The organism is Rudaea sp., assembly GCF_057139185.1.
In genome coordinates, this window is the sequence record NZ_DBNHDN010000026.1 from 97,965 (window position 1) to 122,580 (window position 24,616).

A 24,616-nucleotide genomic window follows, 5' to 3' on the forward strand; every position below is an offset into this window, starting at 1 on the left:
ATTCACAACATGTAATACCGCTCGCGATATCGCCGCAACCGCCGGAAGTCATTCACCGATATGACGAACGGGCGTTCGCGTAATCGACAGGCACGGCGAAAGATTTCATGCATCGCTCTCAAATTCTGAGAAACCGCGCCATGGATTTCGTGATGCAGACCCGCTTCCGCGCATGTAGCTGAACGTCACGGTCGGCATCAAGCCGCCGGCTTGACCAGCAGGCTTTTCGCCAGCGCGCCCTGGAACTTCGCCAGCCCGCGTGCGAAATGCAGCAGGCCGAACAACAACGCGACACCGATGACGAAAACCAGTGGATCGGCGATCTGCCACGGCACCAGCAGCGTGTCGTTGAAATGAATGTCGGTCGCGATGTCGATGCGCACCAGGCCGAGCATCCAGCCGATATGCGCTATCGGGGCGAAGATGCAGGCCAGCGAAGTCGCGATGCCGGTCACGGCGATGGTGAAGTAGACGATGCCGAGTGGCAGCATCAGCACGAAGTACAGCAGCGTCGACCAGGTGCGGGGATCGGTGAACATCTCGCCCATGCGCTGCCAGAGTGTCAGGCCCGGCCGCGCGTAGACCGGGCGGCGCGGCATGCGCTCGCCGAGCATGGTCTCGACGATGCGCGACTCGACCAGCGCGAGCACGCGCGTCGTGGCGAAGAAGAATACCGCGAACACCACGCCGAAGATCAGTACCGACAATCCCAGCGACAGGCTCAGGCCGACCACGGTCCAGGTGAAATAGAAGATGCCGGTCGCCAGCGACAGCAGCATGTAGAACAGCCCCGCATAGGTGCGAGCATCGCTGCCGACCGCGAAAAATCGCCCCCATGCGGTTCGCTGCGGCCGCGGCCGCGGCGCACGCAGCGCCTGCTGCACTTGCACTTCCTTGTCGACATAGATGCCGGCGACTTCCTCCGGCGCGCCGTAGCTGCCGACGATCTTCGCCAGCACTTCAGCTTCTGACTTGCCCGGATTCTCGTGCAACTCGGCGCGCAGATGCTCCTCGGCGTCGTAGAGTGCGTCCTGGATCAGCGCGGGGTCGGCGCCCGCGCCCTGCAATGTACTGCGCAACTGCTCGAGATAGTCAGCGATGGTGCGTGGTGTCGTGCTGGTCATGTTCAATCCTCGGCAAGCTCATGCCGTCGTCGATGACGGCGAAGATCACGAAGCGGGCGTCTGCCCGCACTATTCGATGCTCATGCCGTCATCCTTGACGGCGAAGGTCACGAAGCGGGCTTCCTGTCCACGCTATTCAATCAACACGGAATCCACGAAATCACGGGTGTCGATCCAGGCGAGACTCCACTCGCGCAACACGCGTCTTCCGAGCGGCGTGATGCGGTAGTAGCGCCGTGGCGGCCCGGCCACGGACGGCTCGACAAGGCTCTCGAGCAGCTCCGCCGCAGCCAGGTTGCGCAGCACGGGATACAGCGCGCTTTGCTTGCCGCTGAGCACGCCGCCGCCGGTCTGCTCGAGCTTCTTCGCGATCTGGTAGCCGTACATCGGCGCGCGCGCGCGCGCGAGCACGCCGAGCAGCACCAGCGACACCGTGCCGGAGGAAAGCTCCTTCTGGAATTTCCACAGATGGGTGTCGGTATCGGTCATGGGAGCAGCATCACCATAGGCACAGGTGGACTATAGTGTTCAGTTGATACTAGTGCATGCGCCGGAAGTCATGGGCGACGCGACAGTGCGCCGCAGAAACCCGGGGCATCGAGGTGAAGCCCGATCGTTGTTTTGGCAGAGCCGCGGGCGCGGCGACGAACCGCGCAACGCTAATTCGGGAGCAATTCGTAGCCCGCGACCAGTGCACAGATGCGCTTGACGTCCTGATCCATCGCGCGATCGCGCTGCATGAAGCCGATGCGCTCGCGGATCTTCGCGAAAGCGGCGCGCACGGCGGAGCCGGCGTGGAATTCTTCGCTGGACGCGAGCGCGCCGGTCAGCTTCTTCACTTCAAGAACGAACTGCGCATGGCTTTCATGGTCCGGCTTGGGCGCGCCCGAAACCTTCGCGGCGAGGCTTTGCCAGTCGCCGCGTGCCGCCACCGCACGCGCCGCATTGAGCATGTCCTGCCGATATTCGAGCGCCTGCGCGGCGGTGTAGAGCTCGAGCGCCAGCACATGGCCGAGATCCTCGACCATCTCCAGCACGTGGCGTGCCTCGTTGGTGCCCATCGAGACGTGGTCCTCGGCGTTCGCGCTGGTCGGCACCGAATATACGCTGGCCGGATGCGCGCGTGTGGCGAGATCGTTGACCAGCGCGGCCGCGGTGTACTGCACGATCATGAAACCCGAATCGGTCGCGTCCTCGTTGCCGATCAGGAACGCCGGCAAACCGTCGTTCGTCGCCGGATCGACGAGCTTGTTCAGGCGCCGCTCGCTGATCGAGGCGAGCACGGGAATCGCCGCCTTGACGTAGCTCATCGCCAGCGCCAGCGGCATGCCGTGGAAGTGGCCTGCGGAAATGACTTGATCCTCGATGACCTTCGCATCGACCGCGTCGGGGAAGATCAGCGGATTGTCGGTGACCGCATTCAATTCGACGTCGAACACGCGCTGCGCCTGCATGAGCGCGTCGCGCACGGCGCCGTGCACCTGCGGGATGCAGCGCAGGCAGTAGGCGTCCTGCGGCTGGTGCTTCTTGCCGCCCTTGAACGGCATGAAGCGCTTGTAAAAATTTTCCTTGCCGTGGCGCTGCGACGGCGGCACGTAGTCCCAGCCGATGTCGAAACGATGTGCGCGGTCGGCCGGGTCGCTCCACGAATCGGCTAGCCAGGTCTTGAAGCGCGGCACGAGATGGTACGGAATATCGACCAGGGTCGAATCGCCAAGCAGTCGGCGCAGATTGGCGGCCGTCTCAACCTGCCCCGGATGCGGGCGCAGCGCGTGCACTTCCTCCTTGAACGCCGAGCTGCGGCCGGCAAACGCGTCGAGCGTCATCGCCGCGGCGAGATCGGCGGTCGCGAGCAGTTTTTCCAGCGCGTCGAGCGCCAGCGCGCCGCTCGCGAGCATCTGCGCGGTGCCGTTGTTGAGCGCAAGGCCTTCCTTGAACGACAGGCGCACCGGCGCGAGCCCCGCGCGTTTCAACGCTTCGCCGCCGGGCAGACGCTCGCCTCGGTGAAACGCTTCGCCTTCCCCGAGCAACACGATTGCAAGGTGCGACAGCGGCGCGAGATCGCCGCTCGCGCCGACCGAACCTTTCTCGGGAATCACCGGGATCACGTCGCGGTTGAGCAATTCGGCGAGTGACTGCAGCGTCGCCGCGCGGATACCCGAATGCCCGCGCATCAGCGTGTTGACCCGGATCGCGAGCATCGCGCGCACGACCTCGACCGCAAGCGGCTTGCCGACGCACACCGCATGCGTGGTCACGAGGTTGTGCTGCAACTCCTCCAGCAAGGTGCCATCGCGCCGGCTCTGATCGGTGCCGTTGGGGTTGCCGCTGGGCAGTTCGTCGCGCGCACGATGCGCGCCGAGCAGCTTGTCGGCATTGCTGCCGAAACCCGTGGTCACGCCGTAGATCGGCTCGCCGCGCTGCACCTGCTCGGCAAGGAAGTCGGCGGTGCGCTGCACCTTTACGAGCTGTGCTTGATCGAGTTCGATCCCGTGGCCGGTCTTCGCAATCGCGACCAGTTGTGCGCGGGTCAGGCTCGAACCATTCAGAAAAATCGACGTATTCATAGCTTCATCGCCTCGGCCTGTTCCAGTTCCACGCGCAACGTGCGCACCAGTTCCGCTCGCGCGACTTCGAACTGATCTTCCTTGCGCAAATCCTTGACCGTCACCGTGCCCTTGGCGATCTCCTCCGAACCGAGCACGACAACGAAGCGGATGCCGGCGCGATCGGCGTACTTGAACTGCTTGGCCAGCTTGCCGCCGTCGAGCACGACTTCGGTCGGGATGCCGCCGTTGCGCAATTGCGTCGCAAGTTCAAGATAGGCCGGAAGTTGCGCCTCGTCCATCTGCGTGACGAGCGCCTTGACCGTCGACTGCGCGGTGTCGATCAGCTTCGCTTCGCGCAACTGCCAGAACAGCCGCGTCGCGCCGATCGAGATGCCGACGCCGGGCAGCTTAGATTTGCTGTAGTTGGAGGCCAGATTTTCGTAGCGTCCGCCCGAGCAGATCGAGCCGATCTGCGGGTGGTCGTTGAGCGTGGTCTCGTAGACCGTGCCGGTGTAGTAGTCGAGGCCGCGCGCGATCGACAGGTTGATCGCGTAGTGCGTTTCCGGCACGCCGAGCGCGCGGATCATCGTCAGCACCTCGCGCAGTTCGGCGATGCCCTGGTTGAACACTTCGCTGCCCTGCCCCAACGCATCGAGTTTGGCCAGCGCGTCGGCATGGCCGTGCGAGCGGATCTGCACGAAGTCGAGGATCTTCTTGGCCGCGTCGGCGGGCAGGCCGAAGCCCTCGCCCGTCAGCGTGTCGCGCACGTAGTCCGCGCCGCGCTTGTCGAGCTTGTCGACCTCGCGCAGCGCCAGCGCCTGCTGCTCGGTATCGGTGATCCCGAGGCCCTCGAAGAAGCCGCGCATGATCTTGCGATTGTTGAGCCAGATCGTGAACGGGCCGATCGCGAGGTCGCGGAACACGCTGTAAATCACCGCAGGGATTTCCGCGTCGTAGCGGATCGACAGCGCGTCCTTGCCGATCACGTCGATGTCGCACTGGTAGAATTCGCGGAAGCGGCCGCGCTGCGCGCGCTCGCCGCGATAGACGCGCTGCATCTGGTAGCGGCGGAACGGGAAGCTCAGATCGTGCTCGTGCTCGGCGACGTAGCGCGCGAGCGGCACGGTGAGATCGAAGCGCAGGGCGAGCTCGGGGCGCTTGTCCTCACCCTGCTCTTTTCCGGCACGATCCAGCGCGCCGGTCGACTGCACGAAGTAGACCTGACGCTCGGTTTCCCCGCCCGACTTGGTCAGCAGCACGTCGGCATATTCGATCGCCGGCGTCTCGATCGGCAGAAAGCCGAAACGCTCGTAGTTGCGCCGGATCGTGTCGAGCATGTCGGCGAAGGCGATCTGATCGAGCGGCAACAGCTCCATCACACCGGGCATGGTGCGGGCTTGGGTCAACGGCATGGGTGTCCTTGCGCGAAACCGCGGCACAACGCCGCGCAGGTGCACATTTTACCATGCCGCGATGAGGTCGCTGCCGACCGGCGGACGCACCGGCCAACCGGTGCGATGTGGGCTACAACGTCTTGCCGATTATGTCGTTCTTGAGCTTGAAGCGCGAATCGAGCGACAGTGATTCACCGTCCTTGAGGTCGGACGCGGCCTGATTGTCCGCGAGCTGGCCTTGGGACATCCATGGCACGGGCTCGATCGGGCCGGGGATATAGCCTTTCCAGTGCCCGTCGCGCGGCGCATGGGTACTGATCGCGAACACCACCGGCACGATGGCCGACGTGCCCATCGGCTTGCCATTGACCGTCTCGGTCAAATCGTATTTCCAGTGCCGCGCCGCATCGATGCTGGCGTTCTCGAGAATTTTGCGCCAATCCCGTGCTTCGCGCTCGTTTGCGGTGCGGACATCGAGACTGGTCTGATACGGCAGCGCCTCGATCACCTTGCCCGTGTCGTCCAGGCGCACGGCCAGCAGTACTTTGCCGCCGACCTGCGCGCGAACCGCAGACGCCGGATAGCGCGGCGGACGGGTATGCGCCCTGCTCTGCGTCGGACCACCGAAATGCACGGCGACTACGCGGATCTTGTAACTGTCCTTGTCGACCGGTTCGGCGCCAAGGCTCAGGTTGATTGCCGTCCTGGCCGGCACCGCCTGACCATCGATCATGATCGGATTGAACATCCACTGACGGATGCTCCGGTCGACCAGTGCGGCGATCTGCTCCGGCAGTTGACTGCGCAACTTGTAGTCGCTGACATGTCCGTCCGCCGCGATCTGGATTTCACCCGAGGCCGCCATCGTGAACGTGGCGACCGGTTGCTCGGCGTTCGCGGCGAGTGTCGTTCCCGCCAGCAGTACCATCCCGACCGCCGAATTGCGTAGCGGCATCATTGTCTCCCGGAGTGCCATGCGTCCAATCTAGAAGCTACGCGTTGCCGAAACAAGCCACCCGACCACAGACGCCCAGTCCGGCCGGGCGAATCAGTAGCCACCCTGCTTGCCGATCCTGAACTCCAATGTCGCCCACAGCGCGCGCTCGTTCGCACCGAGCGCGTGTCGGTGATATTGGGCGTAATCGAGTTCGATGCCGAGGTCCTTGCGCAATGCGTAGTTGACCAGCGCATTGAGTTCCGAACCGTAGCGCTGGTCCACGCGAACGGCGAAGAAGTTGTGCCGCGTGATGCTCCAGTTCCAGCGGCCGGACTGGCCGAACAGACCGATGAACCGATCCTCCAGGCCGTTCGGCGGCGTGTTCTTGAATTGAGTCGTCCAGCCGTCGAAACCGTGGCTCGATCCATAGGGCGAGGAGAACGCGTTCCTGCCGTCGCCGCCGAGCCGCTCGTCGCCAAGCTTGAGACTGGCCCAGCGGTAACCGTAGCCCAGTTCGAGTAGATGGTAGTTTGCCCGGTAGCGCAGCGGGTTGTTGCGCCAGCTGACCTGGCGCGCGCCCTCGACCACCCAGCCAAGGCCGGCGCCGCTGTTACCGAGCGCGTATCTGCCGGTCCAGCGCAGGCCCGAAGTGCGCCAGGAATATTTCGCGTTCGTGTCGTTCTCGACGAAATAACCGTAGCCGGCGAGGTTGCCGAGTGGCAGCCTCTGGTCGAGGTGGATCAGGTTCGCGTCGAGTTGCCATTCGCGCTGGTCCGGATCGGGATAGTCGTGGCCGACCGAACGCTGCGCTTCGTCGAGATGGAAGTATTTGATCGTCGTGCCGGTGTCGAACTTGAGCGCCGCGGCGACGGCATCGAACGACTGTGGATTCTGGCGCCACAACCCCGGCGTGAAGAAACGGTCGTTGTCGAGGCTGACGTATTGACGCCCGAGCCTCACTATCGCCGTGCCGTTGTCGTACGCCAGCCAGGCGCCCGATACTTCGTGCGACGCGGGATCGCCTTCCGACGGCAGGTGCGTATTGCCGTTCGCACCCGTGTTGTAGTGCTCGCCGAACATGGCGAACACGCGCGTGCCTTCGACGTAAGCGCTCCATTCCAACGCGGGCTTCCACAGGTAGCCCAGACTCAAGCGCAAGGTATCGGCGTTGGCCGGCTTCGTGTAGCCGGCTTGATCGATGTGCGCCCAACGGTAGCGCAGGTCCGCCACCAGCCCGTCCGCGGGATCGCCCAAAGCGCTGACGGCATTCGCCAGCAATGCGAGCCCGACCGATACCGGATGCTTCCTCAACGTGCCTGCGCTGCCCATCCCCAATCGACCACTCCGCAACCATGCGCAGACACCATAGCGGGCACGGCACAACGCGCCAAGCAATCGCCGCGCATGTTCTTATGCCGCATACCGCAGACGATTTGCCTTGGCCGTGGATTCGACTTTGGTATAAGCCACCGCGACATTCCGCCAGACGCAAAAATGAGCCCGAGCCGGTCGCCGGCGCGCTCGTCGATCCGTGGATCACGATCCTGCCGCTGGCCGCGGTCGGCATGGTCAACTACCTGTTCACGACGTTGATCAAGGCCACCTACGGCAGGACCTACGAGGTCTCCCTCGTCGCAGGCGCCAAACCGCACAACGGCGCCGTCATCACCCTGCTCACGGTATGCGGGCTGACCCACCGGCAGGCCTACAAGGACATCTTCGCGGTCACCTGCCTGAAGACGCTGGCGGTATTCGTCGTGATTGCCGCGTACTACTGACCGGCATTCGTTGAGCGTGGTTCCGCCGACGAAAAAAGGTGATATCTACTTGGCGTACCCAATCTTCGGGCACAGGTTGCCGGCCAAGGCGCACTCCGCAAGCAACGCGCGCGCGCAATTCACCGCGGCCAATCCGCGGCGCCTGCGGTTTTGCTTCCAAAACTCCTTCATCAGGTATGCGGCGTGAATTTTTTTCCGGATCAATGCTACCGACGTACCCCGGAGCCAACACGGCGACATGAACTCGTCTCTAGTACGAAGACGCGGATGTGACGTAGTGCAGCGGCAGGCTTGCCGCGCCCAGATCCAGGCCGGATTTGGCCAGTTGCGAGACGATGATCTCGGGTACGCCCAAATCATTCGGAATGGCGCGTGGAAGCTGTTCGCGCAGCAACTGCGCCATCGGTTGCAACACGCTCATCGGCAGCAGGCCGTTCAGAACGATCGCTTCGAGATCCAGCGCGACGCTCAGGTGGCGGGCCAGATCGAGTACTTGGGGGCTGACGCGCGCCAGCCATTCTTTGATCAATCCTTCGGGAATGCGGGCCTGGCTGAGGTCGCGTATCTGCCGCGGGGGAGCGTCCATGCGCTCGGCGAGAAAATCCAGCAGATCGTGTCCGGATGGGCGCGCATGCTCGTAGGGATAGAGTCCGCCGAATTCGCCGGCGCGGCCTAGGCGACCTCGGTAGGGACGGCGATCCAGAATCAATCCGCCGCCGAACCCGTAGGCGAAGTGGAACGCGGCGAAGTGGTTGAGTTGCCGACCGGCGCCGAAATACATGTCGGCGAGCGTGGCGGTTTTGGCGCTGTTGTCGAGCCAGCTCTGCAACCCCAGCGCCTTGCGGAAATGCGCGGGCAAATCGATACCTTTCCATGCGGAGTATTCGTCCGGCAGACGGTGCGGGCCGCTCGGATTCAGGCCGGCGCCATACGCATTCAGAGCGACGCCCGGCATGCTGACGCCTGCGCCGATGACGCGCTTGCGCGGCACCGCGGCCTCGTCGAGCAGTTGCTCGAACATCTTCCGACTGTAGGTGGCGACGAGCGAAGGATTGGGCTCGCTCAGATTGCGGGTCAGGCTTGCGCGCGGGTTGCCCTCCAGATCGACGATGCAGGCCGAGAGGTATTCCGATTGCACGGCGATGCCGATGGCGAATGCGCCGTTCGGGTCGAGCGTGATGAGCTGGGCCGGCTTGCCGCGCTGACCATCGCGCACCTTGTGCAATTCCTTGAGCAGGCCGTAGTCGAGCAGATTCTGCGTCAACCGGGTCAAGGTCGGCGGTGTGAGTTGCGCGCTGTGCACCAGGCGCGAACGCGATTGCGGCCCGTGGCTGCGCAGCAGGTCGATGACATGCTTTTCGTTGTAGTCGAGTTGCAGGCTCATGGTCGGTTTCGCGCTTGCTGTCCGTGTATTCGAGAGCAATTATTTTCACAAATGCAAGAATGATTGCGAAGGTTTTCGGCTGAAATATCGCCCTTGTTGACGAGACAGCGTAGCAGATGTAGCATTTACTTCCATATTAGAAGTAAATTGTTTGAACAAGTCCCGAAACCGATCGTATCGCCGCCGAGTGGCAGCCGGCAACGACCGAGGGCTAATTCAAGCAGGGTCCGTTTTTGCCGTTGCCGTCATGAACGCAGGATCAAGATGGATTGCAAGCTGCGCCGACTGGCGATTCGCCACGCGAAGGCCTGCCTCGGCAACCGGTCTTCGCTGCACGGCTCCCGCCGCGGTGCCCGGCTTGCTTCCGTTGGACTGCGCGGAATCTGTTCGCTTCGTGATATCGACCTCCATCAAGGTATTTCATATGACCAAGCCTACCGTTCGCATACTCCGCTCGCGATCCGCCTTCGCCGCGGCACTGTTGGCAGCAATTGCATTGACGACATCGGTCGAAGCGGAAGTGCCGGCGGCGGCCGACCCTGAGCTTTCCCGGCCCGGCCCGGTATCCGCGAACGCCCCCGCGACAGCCGCGACCCCGGCGCAGGCGACACCGGCCGCTCCGCCCAGCGGTTCTGCGCCGCCAGCCGCAAACGGCGCCAAGACCCAGGATTTGCAGGAGGTCGTGGTCACCGGAAACGCAGCCTACGGCGGCGTCAAGAAACTCGATGCGAGTTATTCGGTGACGACGTTGACCGCCGACCAGATCAAACAGGCCAATCCGGTCAGCGCGAACGATGTACTCAAGGCCTCCCCGGGCATTCACGTGGAATCCTCCGGCGGACAAACGGGCGCGAACATCGAAGTCGCCGGCTTTCCCGGCAGCAGCGGATCACCTTTCGTCACCATCGCCCTCAACGGCAGCCCGCTGTATCCGGTGCCCGGATTGGCCTATCTGGAGCATGGCTCGCTGTTGCGCATGGACGACACGGTCGCTCGCGCCGAATTCGTCCAGGGCGGACCGAGCGTGCTGTACGGCAATGCGCAGCCCGGTCTGTTCGCCAACTTCATTCTCAAACAGGGCGGCGAGACCCCCGCCGGCAGTGTCGGCCTCACGTATGGCTCCGAGGGCATGCTGCGTCTGGACGGCTTCGTCAGCGGTCCGCTCGGCGGCAGCGGCTGGTCTGGCAGCATCGGCGGTTTCTGGCGCAAATCCGACGGCGTTCGCGATCCCCAATACACCGCCGACAAGGGCGGCCAGTTGACCGCGACGCTGTCGCACGACTGGGACAACGGTTCACTGATGTTTTATGCACGCGTCCTCAACGACAAGAATCAATTCGTCACCGGCACGCCGATTCTGAATCCCGGCCGCGGCCAGTTTTCCGCCTATCCGGGATTCGATCCATTGACCGGAACGATGGGCAGCAAGGCCGATCAACGTGAGTTCCTGCAAACCGTGCCGTGTTTCACCGCCGGCTGCACGCCGGGCGGCATACCGATCAACATGGCCAACGGCCGTGGCCCGGACGTGCGCTTCGCCGGCGCGAATTTCGATTGGGACTTCGGCAATGGCTGGTCGCTGTCCGACAAGCTGGGAGTGAGTGGCGGTACCGAGGGCATGGTCGCGTTCTACAGCACCGGCAGCAATCCTTCGACGCTGGCGGCTTACATCACCGCGGCTGCGGCGACGGCCGGCTTGCCTGCGGGCCTCGCGGCGACCGCCACCTATGCCAACGGCGGCGGCGCGGCGGACATGAACCAGAACGTGGTCAAGCAGGAGCTTCGCTACGTCAAGCAGCAATTCCAGTCGGCAAGCAACGAGCTGCACGTCAGCAAGGAGCTGTTCGACGGCAACACGTTGACGCTGGGCAACTACACGGCCGTCTACGGGTCGACCGAACATGCGTTCCAGGGCAGCAACATCCTGCTGCAGGCCGTGAGCAATCCCAATCCGATCGCGATCAGCCTGAGCGACGGAAGCAACACCTGGCAGCTCGCCAGCGCGCAAGGCTTCACCGCGGGGCCGACGGCGGTGAACATCATTCGCGGCAATGGATTCAATACCGCATTCTTTCTGAGCGACAGCTGGAAACTCGACAACTGGCTCTTCGACGCCGGCCTGCGCGCCGAACACCAGCACGTCACCGCGCATCTCGGCAACGTCGGCAAGGCGGATTTGGACGCCAACCCCTACACGCTGTACAACAACGGTTCGCGCTATGCATTGCCGGGCCAGAGCAACATCTATTACGGCAAGACGGCGCCTGCGTGGACCGTAGGTGCGAACTACGCATTCACCGACAACATGAGCGCCTATGTGCGCTTCAACAACGGCGTGCATTTCCCTTCGGTCACCGATCTGACCAGCTTGCCGGGCACGCCGGTCGGCAAGGTCCACAACATGGAAGCGGGCTTCAAGTATCAGCAGGACTGGATCTACGCGACGCTCACCGCTTATCGCCGGCTGTACTACGGCGTGCCGACGACCCTGCTGGTGGCCGTGGGCAACACCTCGCAGCTCGTCTCCTATGTTTACGGCTCGGCCACCAACGGTCTCAACCTGCAGGCGACGTTGAAGCCGTTCGAGAATTTTTCGCTCGTCTTTTCGGGCGACTATCAGGATGGCCAGTACACCCACAGCGACGGTTGCTACACCTACCAGGGTGAGACGTCGACAACCGTGTGCAATCCCAAAAACGCCTTCAACGGCAACCAACTCGCGCGGCAGCCGGTGTTCCAGGCGCGCGTCACGCCTGCCTATACGCTGCCCACGAGCTGGGGTTCGCTGAGCGCGTGGCTTACCTACGAGTACATTGGCTCGCACTACGGCGATCAGCTCCAGTTGCAGCCGCTGGGGCACTATCACGATTGGGCGTTTGGTGTCGTCGCCGACATCGGCACGCATTGGCAGTTGCGCCTGCAGGGCACCAATCTGACCAATCAGATCGGCCTTACCGAAGGCAATGCGCGCCTGCTTGACACCGCCAGTGCGGGCGGCGTGATCTTGGCGCGGTCGATCGAAGGCAGGGAAATCAATGCGCAGGTCAAATATCAATTCTGAAGAAACTTTCGGGCAGGTGCGCGGAGGCTGCGATGAATCGACCCAGGGGTACCCCGGCATGAACCCATCCCGACGCAAGATGCTGGCAAAGCTCTCGCTCGCGCTTTCCGCCGCGGTCGGTCTGCGCCGAGCGCACGCGGACGAGGGCGAACCGGAAATCCTGCGCTGCCGCCCGTTGCCGCCGGTCACCCCGGACGATGTCGGGCCCGACAAGAAGTTTTCGGTCAACGGCAAGGCCCAGCGCTACCCCGGCAATACCGTCATCTGCCACCTCCCCAAGCAGAGCGAAGCGTTTGCCGAACTCGGCCGCGCGTGCGCCGCATTGCGCGCCGAAGTCGGCACACGAAATTTGTCTTGGCTGCCGCCCGATTCGTATCACATGACCGTCTTCGACGGCGCGACCAACGCGTATCGCCGGCCGGGCGACTGGCCGCAGATGCTGCCGCTCGATGCGAGCATGGACGCCTGCAATCGATACCTGGCCGAGCGCCTGCGCAAGTTCGACCTCGGCCTCGATCCGCCGATCCGCATGGTCGTCGACGAGCGCGAATTCCCGGGTGGCTACACGCTGATCCCGCTGCGGCCCGTCGATGCGCGGGAGAATCGGCGTTTGCGCGATTTGCGCGATCGCATTTCCGTGGCCACGGGCGTGCGCCATCCCAACCACGACAGCTACCGTTTCCACACCAGTTTCGCCTACTACGTGCGCCAGTTCACGGCGGACGAAGAGGTGAGCTATCAGCTTGCCCTGGCGCGCACGGTGCAACGTCTGCGCAAAGCGTTGCCGGTGATCGAACTGGCAGCGCCCGAATATTGCCTGTTCGACGACATGCTGGCGTTCCCGACGCAGTTTCTGCTGAGAAAACTCTGATATAAGGCCATTGGCGGCATCGCCGCGTCGGAGTGGCCATGGCACTTGCAGGGTCGAGCGTGAGCGGCAAGCAGCGCGTCCTGTCGTCCGCGCACGACATCCGCGACTACGCGCTTGCCCACTTGGGCAAGTGTTTCTTCTGGGTCGCCGGCGATGCGCTGACGATCTATATCCTGATTCGCCACAACGGCTACGCATCGCGCTCGGCAGGGCTGATATTTCTCGCTGCGCTGTTGTGGAATGCGTTGTGCGACGTGCTCGTCGGCCTGTGGGCGGATCGACGCGGTGCGGCGGGACGATCCATGGCGGGCATCCTCGGTTTCGCGGCGCCGTTGATGGGTCTCGCCTTTGCCGCTAGTCTGTTCCTGTCGAACCAGCACGTGGTACTGACCGTTGGCGCGGCGCTGCTTTTCCGCACCGCCTTTTCGGTATTCGATGTGCCGCACAATGCGATGATGGCGCGACTGTCGACGACGCCCGCACTCGGCGTCAAGATCGCCAATCTGCGCACGATCTGTTCCGGCATCGCATCTTTGGTCGTCGGCATCGTGGCGATGCCGTTGCTTGCACGCAGCGACAGCATGTCAACCGTGCTGCTGATCGCGCCGTTGGCAACTGTGGCGGTCGCGCTGATGCTGCCGTTTCTGGCTATCGTGCCGCGCCTGGAACGTTTGCCGTACCACACCGCGCAGGTCGGAGGCATGCCCTCGCTCGGCTTCGTCCCGCTGTGCGTCGTCACCGCGCTCGGCACGATCGCGCTCGGCGTGCTCGGCAAGGCCGTGCTGCATCTGGATCTGTCGCGCTCGCAATGGACGATGGGGATCCTGCTCGCGCTGATGCTCGGCCGCGTCGTCGCGGTCGGCGTCACCGGCACATTGATCGCGCGCCTGGGCAGCGCCGGTGCACTACGCATTGCCTATCTCGCCTCGACCGTACTCATCCTCTGCCTGCCGCTGGCGGTGGCGGCGGATGCCCGCGCCGCGCTTGCGGTCGTCGTCGTGTTCGGCATCGCATCCGGTGCCGTGACCATCGTTTCGTGGGTGATCCTCGCCACGCTCGTGCAGTCGCCAGGCACGCGCAGCCAACGCGGCGCGTTGCGCTTCGGCGTCTTCACGATGATCGCGAAAGTCATCCTGGGCGTGGGCGGTTTTCTTTTGGGCGCGATCCTGTCGTACTCGATCGGCGCCGCGCCGGCCGAGGCGACAATGAGCCCGGCGACGCTGTGGGGTTTGTGCCTGGTGACGGCATCCGGCACGCTGCTCGCCGCCATCGAGTGCCGAGTACGAACTTGAATCGGTCTTGGCAACTCGCCGCCCGCTCGCTGAAACACACCGTCATCGTGACCGATGTCGGTGTGGAAATTCCTTGGTGGCAGGACCTTGTGCACCGCCTCGCGGCGCAGCTTCCGGCCCGCCGGCGAATGGCATCTTCCTTCATCGGGAAGATGCCAGAGGCTTCACCCCATTCATGTTGGCAAAGCTTTCCGGATCGTTCAGAACTGGAAGCGGAGACCCGTCATCAGGTTCGTGTTGTTGTCATGCAAATAGCCGTTCGACAGACCGTCCGCAACCTTCGAATACATGACGCCCGCATAGGCGTCGAAGCGCTTGGTGAATCGATAGTCGGCGACAAGCGAGAATGCATCGAGATTGCCGCTGCACTGGGCAAAGCCGTTGTTCGAGCATGGTGCACGCACGATCTCGCCAGTCGAGTTCTTCGCCGAATGGTAGTCGTTCTGGTCGTAGTGGTAGTAGCCGCCGGCCAGGCTCCATTCCTTGCTCAACTGAAACCTGGCGCCGACCCAGGAAACCTTCAGCTTCTTGTCGAATGCATAGGCGTTGTTGTTGGTCACGCTGATCGTGTACCCGCCGAGGCCGTCGAAGCCTGCCGCAAGGGGATTGGATGGATTCGAATAGGTTATCTGTTCGTAGCCACCGAACAGTTTCCACTGATCGTCCAGCTTGTAGTTCGCGGCCAGCGTCCACGACTCGTTGTCCGAAATCGTCGCAGCCAGGGAATCATGCGCCAGGCCGCAGCCCGTCGCCGTCGCGGTCGCGCACGGGGCGATCTGCGTGGCGCTGAGCGAGCCGGCGGCAATCGAGGTGTTCTTGAACGCATAGACTCCATCAACCGAAAGGCCACCGAAATCCGCGCCCACCGAAACCTGACCACCGTCACCCGGACTGCCATCGTTCTTGCCGAACTGCCACATCGCGGCAAAGCGGAAGTGCTGGTAATTGTAGTTGTACTTGACGGAGTTGTCGGCGCGCACGTTTTCCGTGTTGCCGCCGCCCGCCGTGGCACCCGAGTAGCCGATCACCGAGAACGCATACGAACCGGCCTGGGGGTCGTCCTTGCCGATCACGTCGGCCAGCGGCGTGTTGTGGCGGCCGAGGGTCAGCGTGCCGAACTCCTTCGAACTGACGCCGGCGAATGCCGGACCGTTGAACACCTGGCCGGCACGACTGCCGTCGGAAGCGGTCTTCTGATCAACTGCCGCCTTGCCATTGTTGTGGACCAGCGATGCCAGCGCATCGGAGAGCCGGCCTGAGGTCGGGTTGAAGCCCATCTCGAGGTTGAACACGAAATCCAGGCCGTCGGTGAGCTTCTCCGTGCCTTTCAATCCGATCTTGGACTGGCTCAGACCGTTCGGCGCGAGCGATGTGGTCGACTTGTTGCCGTTCTTGCTTACCAGATAGTCGAGGCCGAAGTACACATCCTGACTCAACGGAGCGCCATGGCTCTGGTAGGCAACGCCGACATCGGCGGCGCCGTAGAGCGTGATCCCATTCCAGGTCAAGCTGCCGTCATCCGCCGCCGCCGCGTTCGCGGAAATGACCAAGCCGGCGAGCACGGCGATGGCAAGCACGGATCGTTTCGCGACTGCGGCCGCGCGCTTTTGGTAGTGCTGCATGGAATACCTCGGGGTAGTAGTTGGAAAGCCGGAGTTTGTTCTGGCCACATGCGCATTCACGCGACGTAGCCCCAAATTCGTCTTCGCGCATGGTAGGAATCGACCGTTGCAGTTTTTTGACGGCGCTATGTTTCCAGCCGACATACCGTCGACCAATTGGACCTAGGTATCAGATTCCGTCGACTGGCAAGCAAGACGGTTCCGAACTTCCGCCGATGCCGACACTCAACCAGGCATTCGCCGTTGCCAGCACGACATCCGGGCTCTCAGCCCCCCTTCCGGCGCGTCGTCGAGCACGAGGCCGAATCCATGCAAGCGCACGATCGCATCGACAAGACTGAGGCCCAGCCCGCTGCCTGGTGTGTTGCGCGCATCGTCGGCACGAAAAAAACGATGCAGCACGGATTTGCGCAGGTCGGGTGGAATGCCCGGCCCCGAATCGCTGACCGAAATGACCGGTTCCGCTTGCGTTCCGCCGAGAGTCACGCAAACAACGCCCCCTGCTGGCGTGAACTTGATCGCGTTGTCCAGCAGGTTGCCGATCGCCTCGAACAGCAATTCGCCATCGCATACTGCGCTCGGACTCGACTCGATCCGAAGCGACAACTTCACGCCACCCCGATTGGCGAGCGGCTCGTACAGCTCGGTCAGCGTGCGCAGCACCGGTTCCAGGAAAGTCGGCGAAATTCCCGCGCGACGCCGTTTGCTTTCGATTTCGGAGATGCGCGACAACGCGCGGAACCGTGTCAACAGCAGATCGGTCTGGGTCAGCGCGTGATTCAGCGCATCGCGATGCAACGAAGTCTTGTCCATCGATTGTTGCGTCCGGTAGATCGACGCGCGCAGCCGCGTCAGCGGCGTGCGCAGATCGTGCGCAATATTGTCGCTCGCGGTCTTCACTTCACCCATCAACCGCTCGGTCTCGTCGAGCATCGCGTTGACGATCTGCGCCAGCACATCGAGCTCGCGGTTGCGCCTGCCGAGCGGCAGGCGTTGACTGTAGTCGCCGTCGGCGATGCGCCGCGCGGCACGATCGATGTCGCGGATGTGGCGCACCGCCGGCAGGCTGTAGAACACGCCACCCAGCACACCGAGCAACAGGATCACCGCGGCGATCAGGAAGCAGCCACGCAGCAACGACTGGCGGATCTGTTCGAGCAAGGCCACGTCGCGCGCCACGACGAGCACGCGGCCATCGTCGAGCGTGCGCCCGAGTGCGCGCACTTCGAGCGCCTGCGGAAACAGATCGTCATTGCGTTCGACCGGCAGCGCCCGCGGCTTGCCGTTGAGTATCAGCCCCTGCGGGATGCGCGCGAGGTTGCCAGCCAGCGCCTTGCCGTCCGCCGCGAACACGCCGAAGAAGCCGATGCGGCGGATATCACGTGCGATCTCGTAGGCGATGTCGTCGTCGAGTTGATCCGCGGTCGCGGTCGAAAAGACATGCACCTGGTTGAGCAGGATCTGGTCGACCTGCTGGTTCTGGTAGCGGGCCGTCTGCCAGTAGATCAGAGCGAACAGGCCCACGACGGCAAGCGCGAACAGGCCGCCGTACAGGACGGTCAGGCGGAAGCTCGTGATGCGCCAGAGTTCAGCGAACATCGCCGAACAAATACCCCGACCCGCGCACCGTATTGATCAGCGGCGGGCAGCCGGCCTGCTCGAGTTTCTTGCGCAGGCCGGCGATGTGCACTTCGATCAGGTTCGTGCCCGGATCGAAGTGGTAGCCCCACACGTGCTCGAAGATCATGGTTCGCGTCAGCGTCTGCCCGGAGTTGCGCATGAGGAAATCGAGCAATTGGTATTCGGTCGGCTTCAGTTCCAGATCGTGTCCGTCGAAGCTCGCGCTGTGCGCCACGCGGTCGATCTGCAAGCCTTGCACGCGCAACCGGGTCGGCTCGGCAGCGTGCGCCCGGCGGCGCAGCAGTACTTCGACGCGCGCCGCCATTTCGTCGGAGGCGAACGGCTTGGTCAGGTAGTCGTCGCCTCCCGCGCGCAACCCACGCACGCGCTCGTCGACGTCGGAGAGCGCGCTGATCATCAATACCGGCGTATGGATGCGGCGGGCGCGCAGATCGCCCACGACGCTGAGTCCGTCAATGTCGGGCAACATGCGATCGAGCGTGATCACGTCGTAGTTTCCGCGCAAGGCCAGCATCAATCCTGCCCTGCCCGTCCCGGCCCGATCCACGCGGAATGCGTGCGCGGTAAGTTCCGCGACGATTTCTTCCGCGGTGCTGTCGTCGTCCTCGATGACCAGGATGGATGCGGATTGGGAGTCGATCATCGCGCTCATGGTGAAAGCATAGCGCCACTGGGTTGATACGGGCCGCCAGTAAGCCACGAATTCGGGCGCCCGCGACGCATATTAAAAACCTTTAACTGGCCACGCGCGAAACAAGTCATAGCATCGCCGGTCACAACGCGTCGCCCTCACCGCACCACCTCCCGCATGAATCGGCTCATCCAGATCGCCCTCGCTCGTCCCTACACCTTCATCGTGCTGGGCATCCTCATCCTGATCATCGGTCCGCTCGCGATCCTGCGTACCCCGGTCGACATTTTTCCCAACATCAACCTCCCGGTCATCAGCGTGGTGTGGACCTACAACGGCCTCGCGCCCGACGACGTATCCGACCGCATAGTGACCTATTTCGAGCGGCAGATGACGACGACGGTCAACGACATCGAGCACATCGAGTCGCAATCGCTGCCCGGCGTCGGCGTGGTCAAGGTGTTTTTCCAGCCCGACGTCAACGTCAACGCAGCGATGGCCCAAGTCACCGCGATCGCCCAGGTGGTGCTGAAACGCCTGCCGCCGGGCATCACGCCGCCGCAGATTCTCTCGTACAGCGCATCGAGCGTGCCGGTGCTACAGCTTGCGTTGACGAGCAATACGCTGACCGACCAGCAGCTGTTCGATCTGTCCAACAACTTCATCCGCCCGCAGCTGGCCCAGGTCGAAGGCGCGGCGATCCCCTCCCCGTACGGCGGCAAGAACCGCCAGGTCGTCGTCGACCTCGACCCGAACGCGCTGCGCTCCAAGGGACTCTCGCCATCCGACGTGACCACGGCGATCCTCACGCAAAACCTGATCCTGCCGTCCGGCACGCAGAAGATCGGCACGTTCGAATACAACGTCACCCTCAACAACAGCCCCAAGGAACTCGAGCAGCTCAACGATCTGCCGATCAAGGCGGTCGCCGGCAGCGTGATCAAGCTGAGCGACGTAGCCCACGTGCGCGATGGCTATTCGCCGCAGCAGAACCTCGTTCTCGTCAACGGCCAGCGCTCGGTGCTGACCACGATCCAGAAGAACGGCAAGGCGTCCACGCTCGACATCGTCAGCCACGTTAAAACACTGCTGCCGACGATCCAGGCTGGCGCGCCGAAAGGGCTCAACATCGGCACGTTGCTGGATCAATCCGTCTTCGTCAAAGCGGCGGTGTCCGGAGTGATCCGTGAAGCCGCCATCGCCGCGGCGCTCGCCAGCGTGATGATCCTGCTGTTCCTCGGCAGCTGGCGCTCCTCGCTGATCATCGCCGTGTCGATTCCATTGTCGATCCTGTGCTCGATCGCCGCGCTGTCGGCGCTGGGCGAAACGATCAACGTGATGACGCTCGGCGGCCTCGCGCTCGCCGTCGGCATCCTCGTCGACAACGCCACAGTGACGATCGAAAGCATCAACTGGCATCTGGAACAGGGCAAGGAAGTACCGGTCGCGATCGTCGCCGGCGCCAACCAGATCGCGATCCCCACGCTCGTGTCTACGCTGGCGATCTGCATCGTGTTCGTGCCGATGTTCTTCCTTCCTGGCGTCGCGCGCTACCTGTTCGTGCCGATGGCCGAGGCGGTCGTGTTCGCGATGATCGCCTCGTACATCCTGTCCTTCACCCTGGCCTTGACGCTGTGCAGGTACCTGCTGAAGCCGCACGTGGATCCGCATCCGCCGACGGCAAATCCGATCGCCGACGCCATGCGCGAAGACGCAACCGAGCACATGGCCGGGGGCTACGGCAACGTGTTGTCGCGTTTCCAACGCAGCTTCGAACGCCACTTCGAAGAAGTTCGCGAGCGCTACCGCGCCTTGCTGGAATTTGCGCTCGAACGCCCGCGCGGGTTCGTTTTCGGCTTTCTCGGCATCGTGCTCGCCTCGCTGCTGCTGACTCCGTGGCTCGGCGAGAGTTTCTTTCCCACTGTCGACGCCGGCCAGATCAAGCTGCACATGCGCGCACAAACCGGTACGCGCATCGAGGAAACCGCCAGGCTCGCGGGCGAAGTCGAAAAAACGATACGCCGCGTCATCCCGGCCGCGGAACTCAAGAGCGTGGTCGACAACATCGGCCTGCCGGTCAGCGGCATCAACATCGCCTATTCGAATTCGGCGCCGATCGGGCCGGCCGACGCCGACATTCTGATCTCGCTCAACGAGGCGCATGGATCGAGCGACGACTACATCGCGCAACTACGCGAAGCGCTGCCGCGCGAATTCCCGAGCGCGACGTTCTCGTTCCTGCCTGCCGACATCGTCAGCCAGATCCTCAACTTCGGCCTGCCCGCGCCGATCGACCTGCAGGTGACCGGCTTCAAACGCGAGGAAAACCGTGCCTATGCCGAAGAACTGCTGCACCGCATGCGGCGCATTCCCGGCCTCGCCGACCTGCACCTGCAGCAGGCGTTCGACCAGCCCGAACTGCATGTGGATGTCGACCGTGCGCGTGCACAGGAAATGGGGTTCAGTGAGCGCGACGTGGCCAACGACCTGCTCGTGTCGCTGTCGGGCAGCGGCCAGGTCGCGCCGACGTTCTGGGTGAACCCGAAGAATCACGTGTCCTATCCGATCGTCGTGCAGGTGCCTCAGTACAAGATCGACACGTTGAGCGACCTCGACAATATCCCGATCACCGGCCCCAACAGCAAGCAGCACCAGATCCTCGCCGGCGTCGCCCGTATCAGTCGCGGCCAGGGCGACGGCGTCGTGTCGCACTACGACGTACAGCCCACACTCGACATCTACGGCGCGGTGCAGGGCCGCGATCTCGGCGCCGTCGCGCACGACGTCCAGGCGATCCTGCGCGACACCGCCAAGGACGTACCGCCCGGCTCCACCGTCGCGCTGCGCGGGCAGGTACGGACAATGGAGGAATCCTATTCCAGTCTGCTGTTCGGCCTCGCCGGCGCCATCGTGCTGATCTATCTGCTGATCGTCATCAACTTCCAGTCCTGGCTTGATCCGTTCATCATCGTTACCGCGCTGCCTGCGGCCATTGCCGGCATTGTCTGGATGCTGTTCCTTTCCGGCACCACTCTCTCGGTGCCGGCGCTGACCGGCGCGATCATGTGCATGGGCGTGGCCACCGCGAACAGCGTGCTCGTCGTCAGCTTCGCGCGCGACCGCATGCACGACGGTGCCGATGCGCTGACCGCGGCGCTCGATGCGGGCTACATCCGTTTTCGCCCGGTGCTGATGACCGCGCTGGCCATGCTCATCGGCATGCTGCCGATGGCGTTCGCGATGGGCGAAGGCGGCGAGCAGAACGCGCCGCTCGGTCGCGCCGTGATCGGCGGCCTGATCTTCGCCACCTGCGCCACCCTGTTCTTCGTGCCGGCCGTGTTCGCGATCCTGCACAAGCACGACCCTGCCATCGACCCCACCCCGGAACGATCCGCCGACGCTCCAATCGGCCCAGCCATCGCGACCCACTGACCTTTGACCTCCGCATCTGCCATGTCCGCCACCTCGCCCTTCGCCTCACCCTCACTGCGCCCCTCGCGTCGCATGGGCCTCATCGCCCTGATAGTCGCGATCGCTCTCGCCGCCGGCGGCATCGCCGCACGCGGCTGGCATGAGCATGCGCTCGCCAACCAGGTCGATGCAGACGCGACGCCGACCGTCACCGTCATCACGCCGCGCGCAGGCGATTTGAAACAGGAGCTCGTGCTGCCCAGTGACGTGCAGCCCTGGTACGACGCGCCGATCCATGCACGCGTGTCCGGCTACTTGAAACGGTGGTACACCGACATCGGCGCGAAGGTGAAGGCCGGCGACGTGCTTGCCGACATCGAAACGCCGGAACTCGACCAGCAGCTCGCGCAGGCGCGCGCCGACCTGGCCAGCGCCGTCGCCAGGGAAAAACTCGCCGAAACCACCTCGCAGCGCTGGCAGAAAATGCTCGCTTCGACCTCGGTGTCGAAGCAGGAGGCGGACGAAAAAGCCGGCGACTTCGAAGCGCGCAAGGCCGACGTCGCAGCACAACGCGCCAACGTCGACCGCCTGCAGGCACTGACCGGCTTCAAGCGCGTCGTCGCGCCGTTCGACGGCACCGTGACCGCGCGCAAGACCGACATCGGCGCATTGATCAGCGCCGGCAGTGGCGCCGACGGAGAACTGTTCCGCGTCGCCGACACGCACAAACTGCGCGTCTACGTCGAAGTGCCGCAGACCTACGCGGACCGCATCGCGACCGGCATGCCGGCGCAATTTCAACTGCCCGAGCGACCGGGCGAACACTATCCGGCGACGGTGATCGGCTCGGCGGATGCGATCGATCCGTCCTCGCGCACCCTGCGCGTCCAGCTCGAGGTCGACAACGCCGCCGGCAAGTTGATCGCCGGCTCCTACGCCGACGTGCATTTCGACCTGCCGGCCACGCCCGGCGCATTGCGGCTGCCCGTCACTGCGCTGATCTTCCGCAAACATGGGTTGCGCGTGGCCACTGTCGATGCGGGCGACAAGGCGGCGATGAAGGACATCCAGATTGGCCGCGACTACGGCACCCGCGTCGAAGTCGTCGCCGGCCTCGGCCCCAATGACCGCGTTATCGACAGCCCGCCCGACTGGCTTGCCGACGGCGACAAGGTGCGCGTGGCATCCGGCGACACGGCCGGTGCCGGCCTCGCCGCGGCGAAGCCGGGCCCGGCGATGGCAAAGCAACCGTGAACTCGATCCGTTCCGTGCTGCGCACGCTCGCCGTCGCGACCGCGACGATCGCCTTCGCCGGCTGCTCGTTCGCGCCGACCTACGAAAAGCCCGCGACCGACGTTGCCGATGCCTACAGGGAAACCGGCCCATGGAAGAACGCGGCGCCATCCGATCGCCTCGAACGCGGCGACTGGTGGCGCGACTACCACGACGCGACCCTCGACGAGTTGCAGGCGAAGCTGGATGCCGCAAATCCGGATCTCGCCGTCGCCGCCGACCGCTACGACCAGGCGCACGCCTATCTCGACCAGACCCGCGGCGCGCAATTTCCCGAACTCGACGCCGGCGGCCTCGCCACGCGCAATCGCCAGTCCGACCATCGCGCGCTGCGCTCCGCCACGCAGCCGTCGTACTACGGCGACAACGTCCTCGGCGCCACGCTCGGCTACGAACTCGACCTGTGGGGCCGCGTGCGCAATCTCGTAGCCGCGGGCAAGGCGAATACCGAAGCAGCCCGGGCCGAGCTCGCCTCGACGCGATTGAGTCTGCATGCGCAACTCGCCGACGACTACATCGCGCTGCGCGGGTTCGATGCGCAGGCAGCGTTGCTGGCCGACACGGTGCACACGTACGAGAAAGCGCTGACGTTGACCCGCGACCGCTTCGAAGGCGGCATCGCATCGGGCCTCGACGTCGCGCGCGCCCAATCCCTGCTCGATGCGACGCGCGCGCAGGCAACCGATATCCATGTCGAGCGCGCGCTGGTCGAGCACGCCATCGCCAGCCTCGTCGGCGTCTCCGCATCGAAGTTCTCGCTGCCGCCACGGATCGTCGAACTCGCGCCGCCGACGGTTCCGGTCGCACTGCCCTCCACCCTGCTCGAGCGCCGCCCCGACATCGCAGCCGCGGAGCGGCGCGCCGCCGCGGCGAACTCGATGATCGGCGTCGCCCGCGCCGCGTTCTTTCCGAGCATCAGCCTGACCGCGACTGGCGGTTTCGAAAACACCGGTGGGGCGGGCTGGCTGACCGCACCGAACGGATTCTGGTCGATCGGCCCGCGCTTCTCGTTCGCCCTGTTCGATGCCGGCAAGCGCCGCGCGATCAGCGCCGAGGCCGAAGCGGCGTTCAACGAAGCCGCCGACCGCTACCGCGGCACGACGCTGGCGGCGTTCCGCGAGGTCGAAGACAATCTTTCCCGTCTGCGCCTGCTGGACGAGGAGGTGAAACAGGAAAGCGCCGCAGTCGCCTCTGCGCAGAACACGTTGCGCCTGGCGATGGATCGCTACGAGAACGGCGCGGTGAACTATCTCGACGTCGTCGCCTCGCAGACGGCGGCGCTGCAAGCACAGCGCGCACTGCTAAGCCTGCGCGACCGCCAGTTGCGCGCCAGCGTGGGGCTGATCCGCGCGCTGGGCGGCGGTTGGTCGACGAAGGACCTGTCCGACCACGACAACGATCAACCCGCGGAAGCCGGCGTCCGCGCAAAAGTCGGCTGAGTCCCGCCGAAGCGATGCGCACCCGGCAGAGGACGCCGCATGCCGACCATCGGGCGGGACAGTCGAGCCCACCGATCGCGATTTTCCCGCCGCGAGGGGACGCGGCTCGACCAACGTTGCGACGAAGCGTTGCTCCCGTGCGACGAACCGGACACGGAGCACTGTAAGGATTTTCCCCCTCTGCGGTCT

General features: G+C 64.1%; 17 protein-coding genes. 7 read left to right on the forward strand and 10 right to left on the reverse strand.

Annotated elements, in window-relative coordinates; genetic code table 11:
- Positions 1–197: 197 nt before the first annotated feature.
- From AC16HO_RS09045 to AC16HO_RS09070, 6 genes are all read right to left on the reverse strand, one after another.
- Positions 198–1,124 (reverse strand): sensor domain-containing protein, encoded by a 927-nt coding sequence (locus AC16HO_RS09045; protein WP_395642731.1) that lies wholly within the window; start codon positions 1,122–1,124, stop codon positions 198–200.
- A 132-nt stretch (positions 1,125–1,256) separates the two neighbouring features.
- The gene (locus AC16HO_RS09050) at positions 1,257–1,613 is read right to left on the reverse strand and encodes a PadR family transcriptional regulator (protein ID WP_395642732.1); all 357 of its coding nucleotides are present in this window, start codon (positions 1,611–1,613) and stop codon (positions 1,257–1,259) included.
- Positions 1,614–1,783: 170 nt separating this feature from the next.
- Positions 1,784–3,691 (reverse strand): HAL/PAL/TAL family ammonia-lyase, encoded by a 1,908-nt coding sequence (locus AC16HO_RS09055; protein ID WP_395642733.1) that lies wholly within the window; start codon positions 3,689–3,691, stop codon positions 1,784–1,786.
- A complete protein-coding gene (gene hisS, locus AC16HO_RS09060) occupies positions 3,688–5,085 on the reverse strand; it encodes a histidine--tRNA ligase (RefSeq protein ID WP_395642734.1) in 1,398 nt (465 codons plus the stop codon). Before hisS ends, AC16HO_RS09055 begins: the two co-directional genes overlap by 4 nt.
- Before the next feature lie 112 nt (positions 5,086–5,197).
- Positions 5,198–6,022: an energy transducer TonB gene (locus AC16HO_RS09065; RefSeq protein WP_395642735.1), complete on the reverse strand. Its 825-nt coding sequence runs from the start codon at positions 6,020–6,022 to the stop codon at positions 5,198–5,200.
- A gap of 93 nt (positions 6,023–6,115) precedes the next feature.
- Positions 6,116–7,333, reverse strand: a complete 1,218-nt coding sequence (locus tag AC16HO_RS09070; RefSeq protein ID WP_395642736.1) for a hypothetical protein — start codon at positions 7,331–7,333, stop codon at positions 6,116–6,118.
- An 83-nt stretch (positions 7,334–7,416) separates the two neighbouring features.
- Between AC16HO_RS09070 and AC16HO_RS09075 the strand changes: the two genes are divergently transcribed.
- Entirely contained in the window at positions 7,417–7,782 is a 366-nt protein-coding gene (locus tag AC16HO_RS09075) for a hypothetical protein (protein WP_395642737.1), read from the forward strand.
- Positions 7,783–8,032: 250 nt separating this feature from the next.
- Here the strand turns inward: AC16HO_RS09075 and AC16HO_RS09080 are convergent, their stop codons facing one another.
- Complete coding sequence (locus AC16HO_RS09080; RefSeq protein ID WP_395642738.1) at positions 8,033–9,166, reverse strand: ROK family transcriptional regulator; 1,134 nt, start codon at positions 9,164–9,166, stop codon at positions 8,033–8,035.
- A gap of 496 nt (positions 9,167–9,662) precedes the next feature.
- Between AC16HO_RS09080 and AC16HO_RS09085 the strand changes: the two genes are divergently transcribed.
- Genes AC16HO_RS09085 through AC16HO_RS09095 form a run of 3 tightly spaced genes read left to right on the forward strand, consistent with a single transcriptional unit; the run spans position 9,663 to position 14,390 of the window.
- On the forward strand, positions 9,663–12,227 hold the full coding sequence (locus tag AC16HO_RS09085) for a TonB-dependent receptor (RefSeq protein ID WP_395642739.1): 2,565 nt from the start codon (positions 9,663–9,665) through the stop codon (positions 12,225–12,227).
- Positions 12,228–12,285: 58 nt separating this feature from the next.
- Positions 12,286–13,098 carry a DUF1868 domain-containing protein gene (locus AC16HO_RS09090; protein ID WP_395642740.1) on the forward strand — a complete coding sequence of 271 codons (813 nt, stop codon included), beginning with the start codon at positions 12,286–12,288 and terminating at the stop codon, positions 13,096–13,098.
- A 38-nt stretch (positions 13,099–13,136) separates the two neighbouring features.
- On the forward strand, positions 13,137–14,390 hold the full coding sequence (locus AC16HO_RS09095; RefSeq protein WP_395642741.1) for an MFS transporter: 1,254 nt from the start codon (positions 13,137–13,139) through the stop codon (positions 14,388–14,390).
- A 200-nt stretch (positions 14,391–14,590) separates the two neighbouring features.
- Here the strand turns inward: AC16HO_RS09095 and AC16HO_RS09100 are convergent, their stop codons facing one another.
- The 3 genes from AC16HO_RS09100 to AC16HO_RS09110 form a co-directional block, all read right to left on the reverse strand.
- Positions 14,591–16,012 (reverse strand): porin, encoded by a 1,422-nt coding sequence (locus AC16HO_RS09100; RefSeq protein WP_395642742.1) that lies wholly within the window; start codon positions 16,010–16,012, stop codon positions 14,591–14,593.
- 225 nt (positions 16,013–16,237) lie between these two features.
- Complete coding sequence (locus AC16HO_RS09105; RefSeq protein ID WP_395642743.1) at positions 16,238–17,611, reverse strand: sensor histidine kinase; 1,374 nt, start codon at positions 17,609–17,611, stop codon at positions 16,238–16,240.
- Positions 17,601–18,305 (reverse strand): response regulator transcription factor, encoded by a 705-nt coding sequence (locus AC16HO_RS09110; RefSeq protein WP_395642744.1) that lies wholly within the window; start codon positions 18,303–18,305, stop codon positions 17,601–17,603. Before AC16HO_RS09110 ends, AC16HO_RS09105 begins: the two co-directional genes overlap by 11 nt.
- 156 nt (positions 18,306–18,461) lie before the next feature.
- Between AC16HO_RS09110 and AC16HO_RS09115 the strand changes: the two genes are divergently transcribed.
- From AC16HO_RS09115 to AC16HO_RS09125, 3 genes are read left to right on the forward strand one after another with little or no spacing between them, the layout of a single operon-like run.
- Positions 18,462–21,716 carry an efflux RND transporter permease subunit gene (locus AC16HO_RS09115; RefSeq protein WP_395642745.1) on the forward strand — a complete coding sequence of 1,085 codons (3,255 nt, stop codon included), beginning with the start codon at positions 18,462–18,464 and terminating at the stop codon, positions 21,714–21,716.
- Positions 21,717–21,737: 21 nt separating this feature from the next.
- Entirely contained in the window at positions 21,738–22,949 is a 1,212-nt protein-coding gene (locus AC16HO_RS09120; protein ID WP_395642746.1) for an efflux RND transporter periplasmic adaptor subunit, read from the forward strand.
- Complete coding sequence (locus tag AC16HO_RS09125; RefSeq protein WP_395642747.1) at positions 22,946–24,427, forward strand: efflux transporter outer membrane subunit; 1,482 nt, start codon at positions 22,946–22,948, stop codon at positions 24,425–24,427. The genes AC16HO_RS09120 and AC16HO_RS09125 overlap by 4 nt, the downstream gene beginning before the upstream one ends.
- The last annotated feature ends 189 nt before the right edge of the window (positions 24,428–24,616 follow it).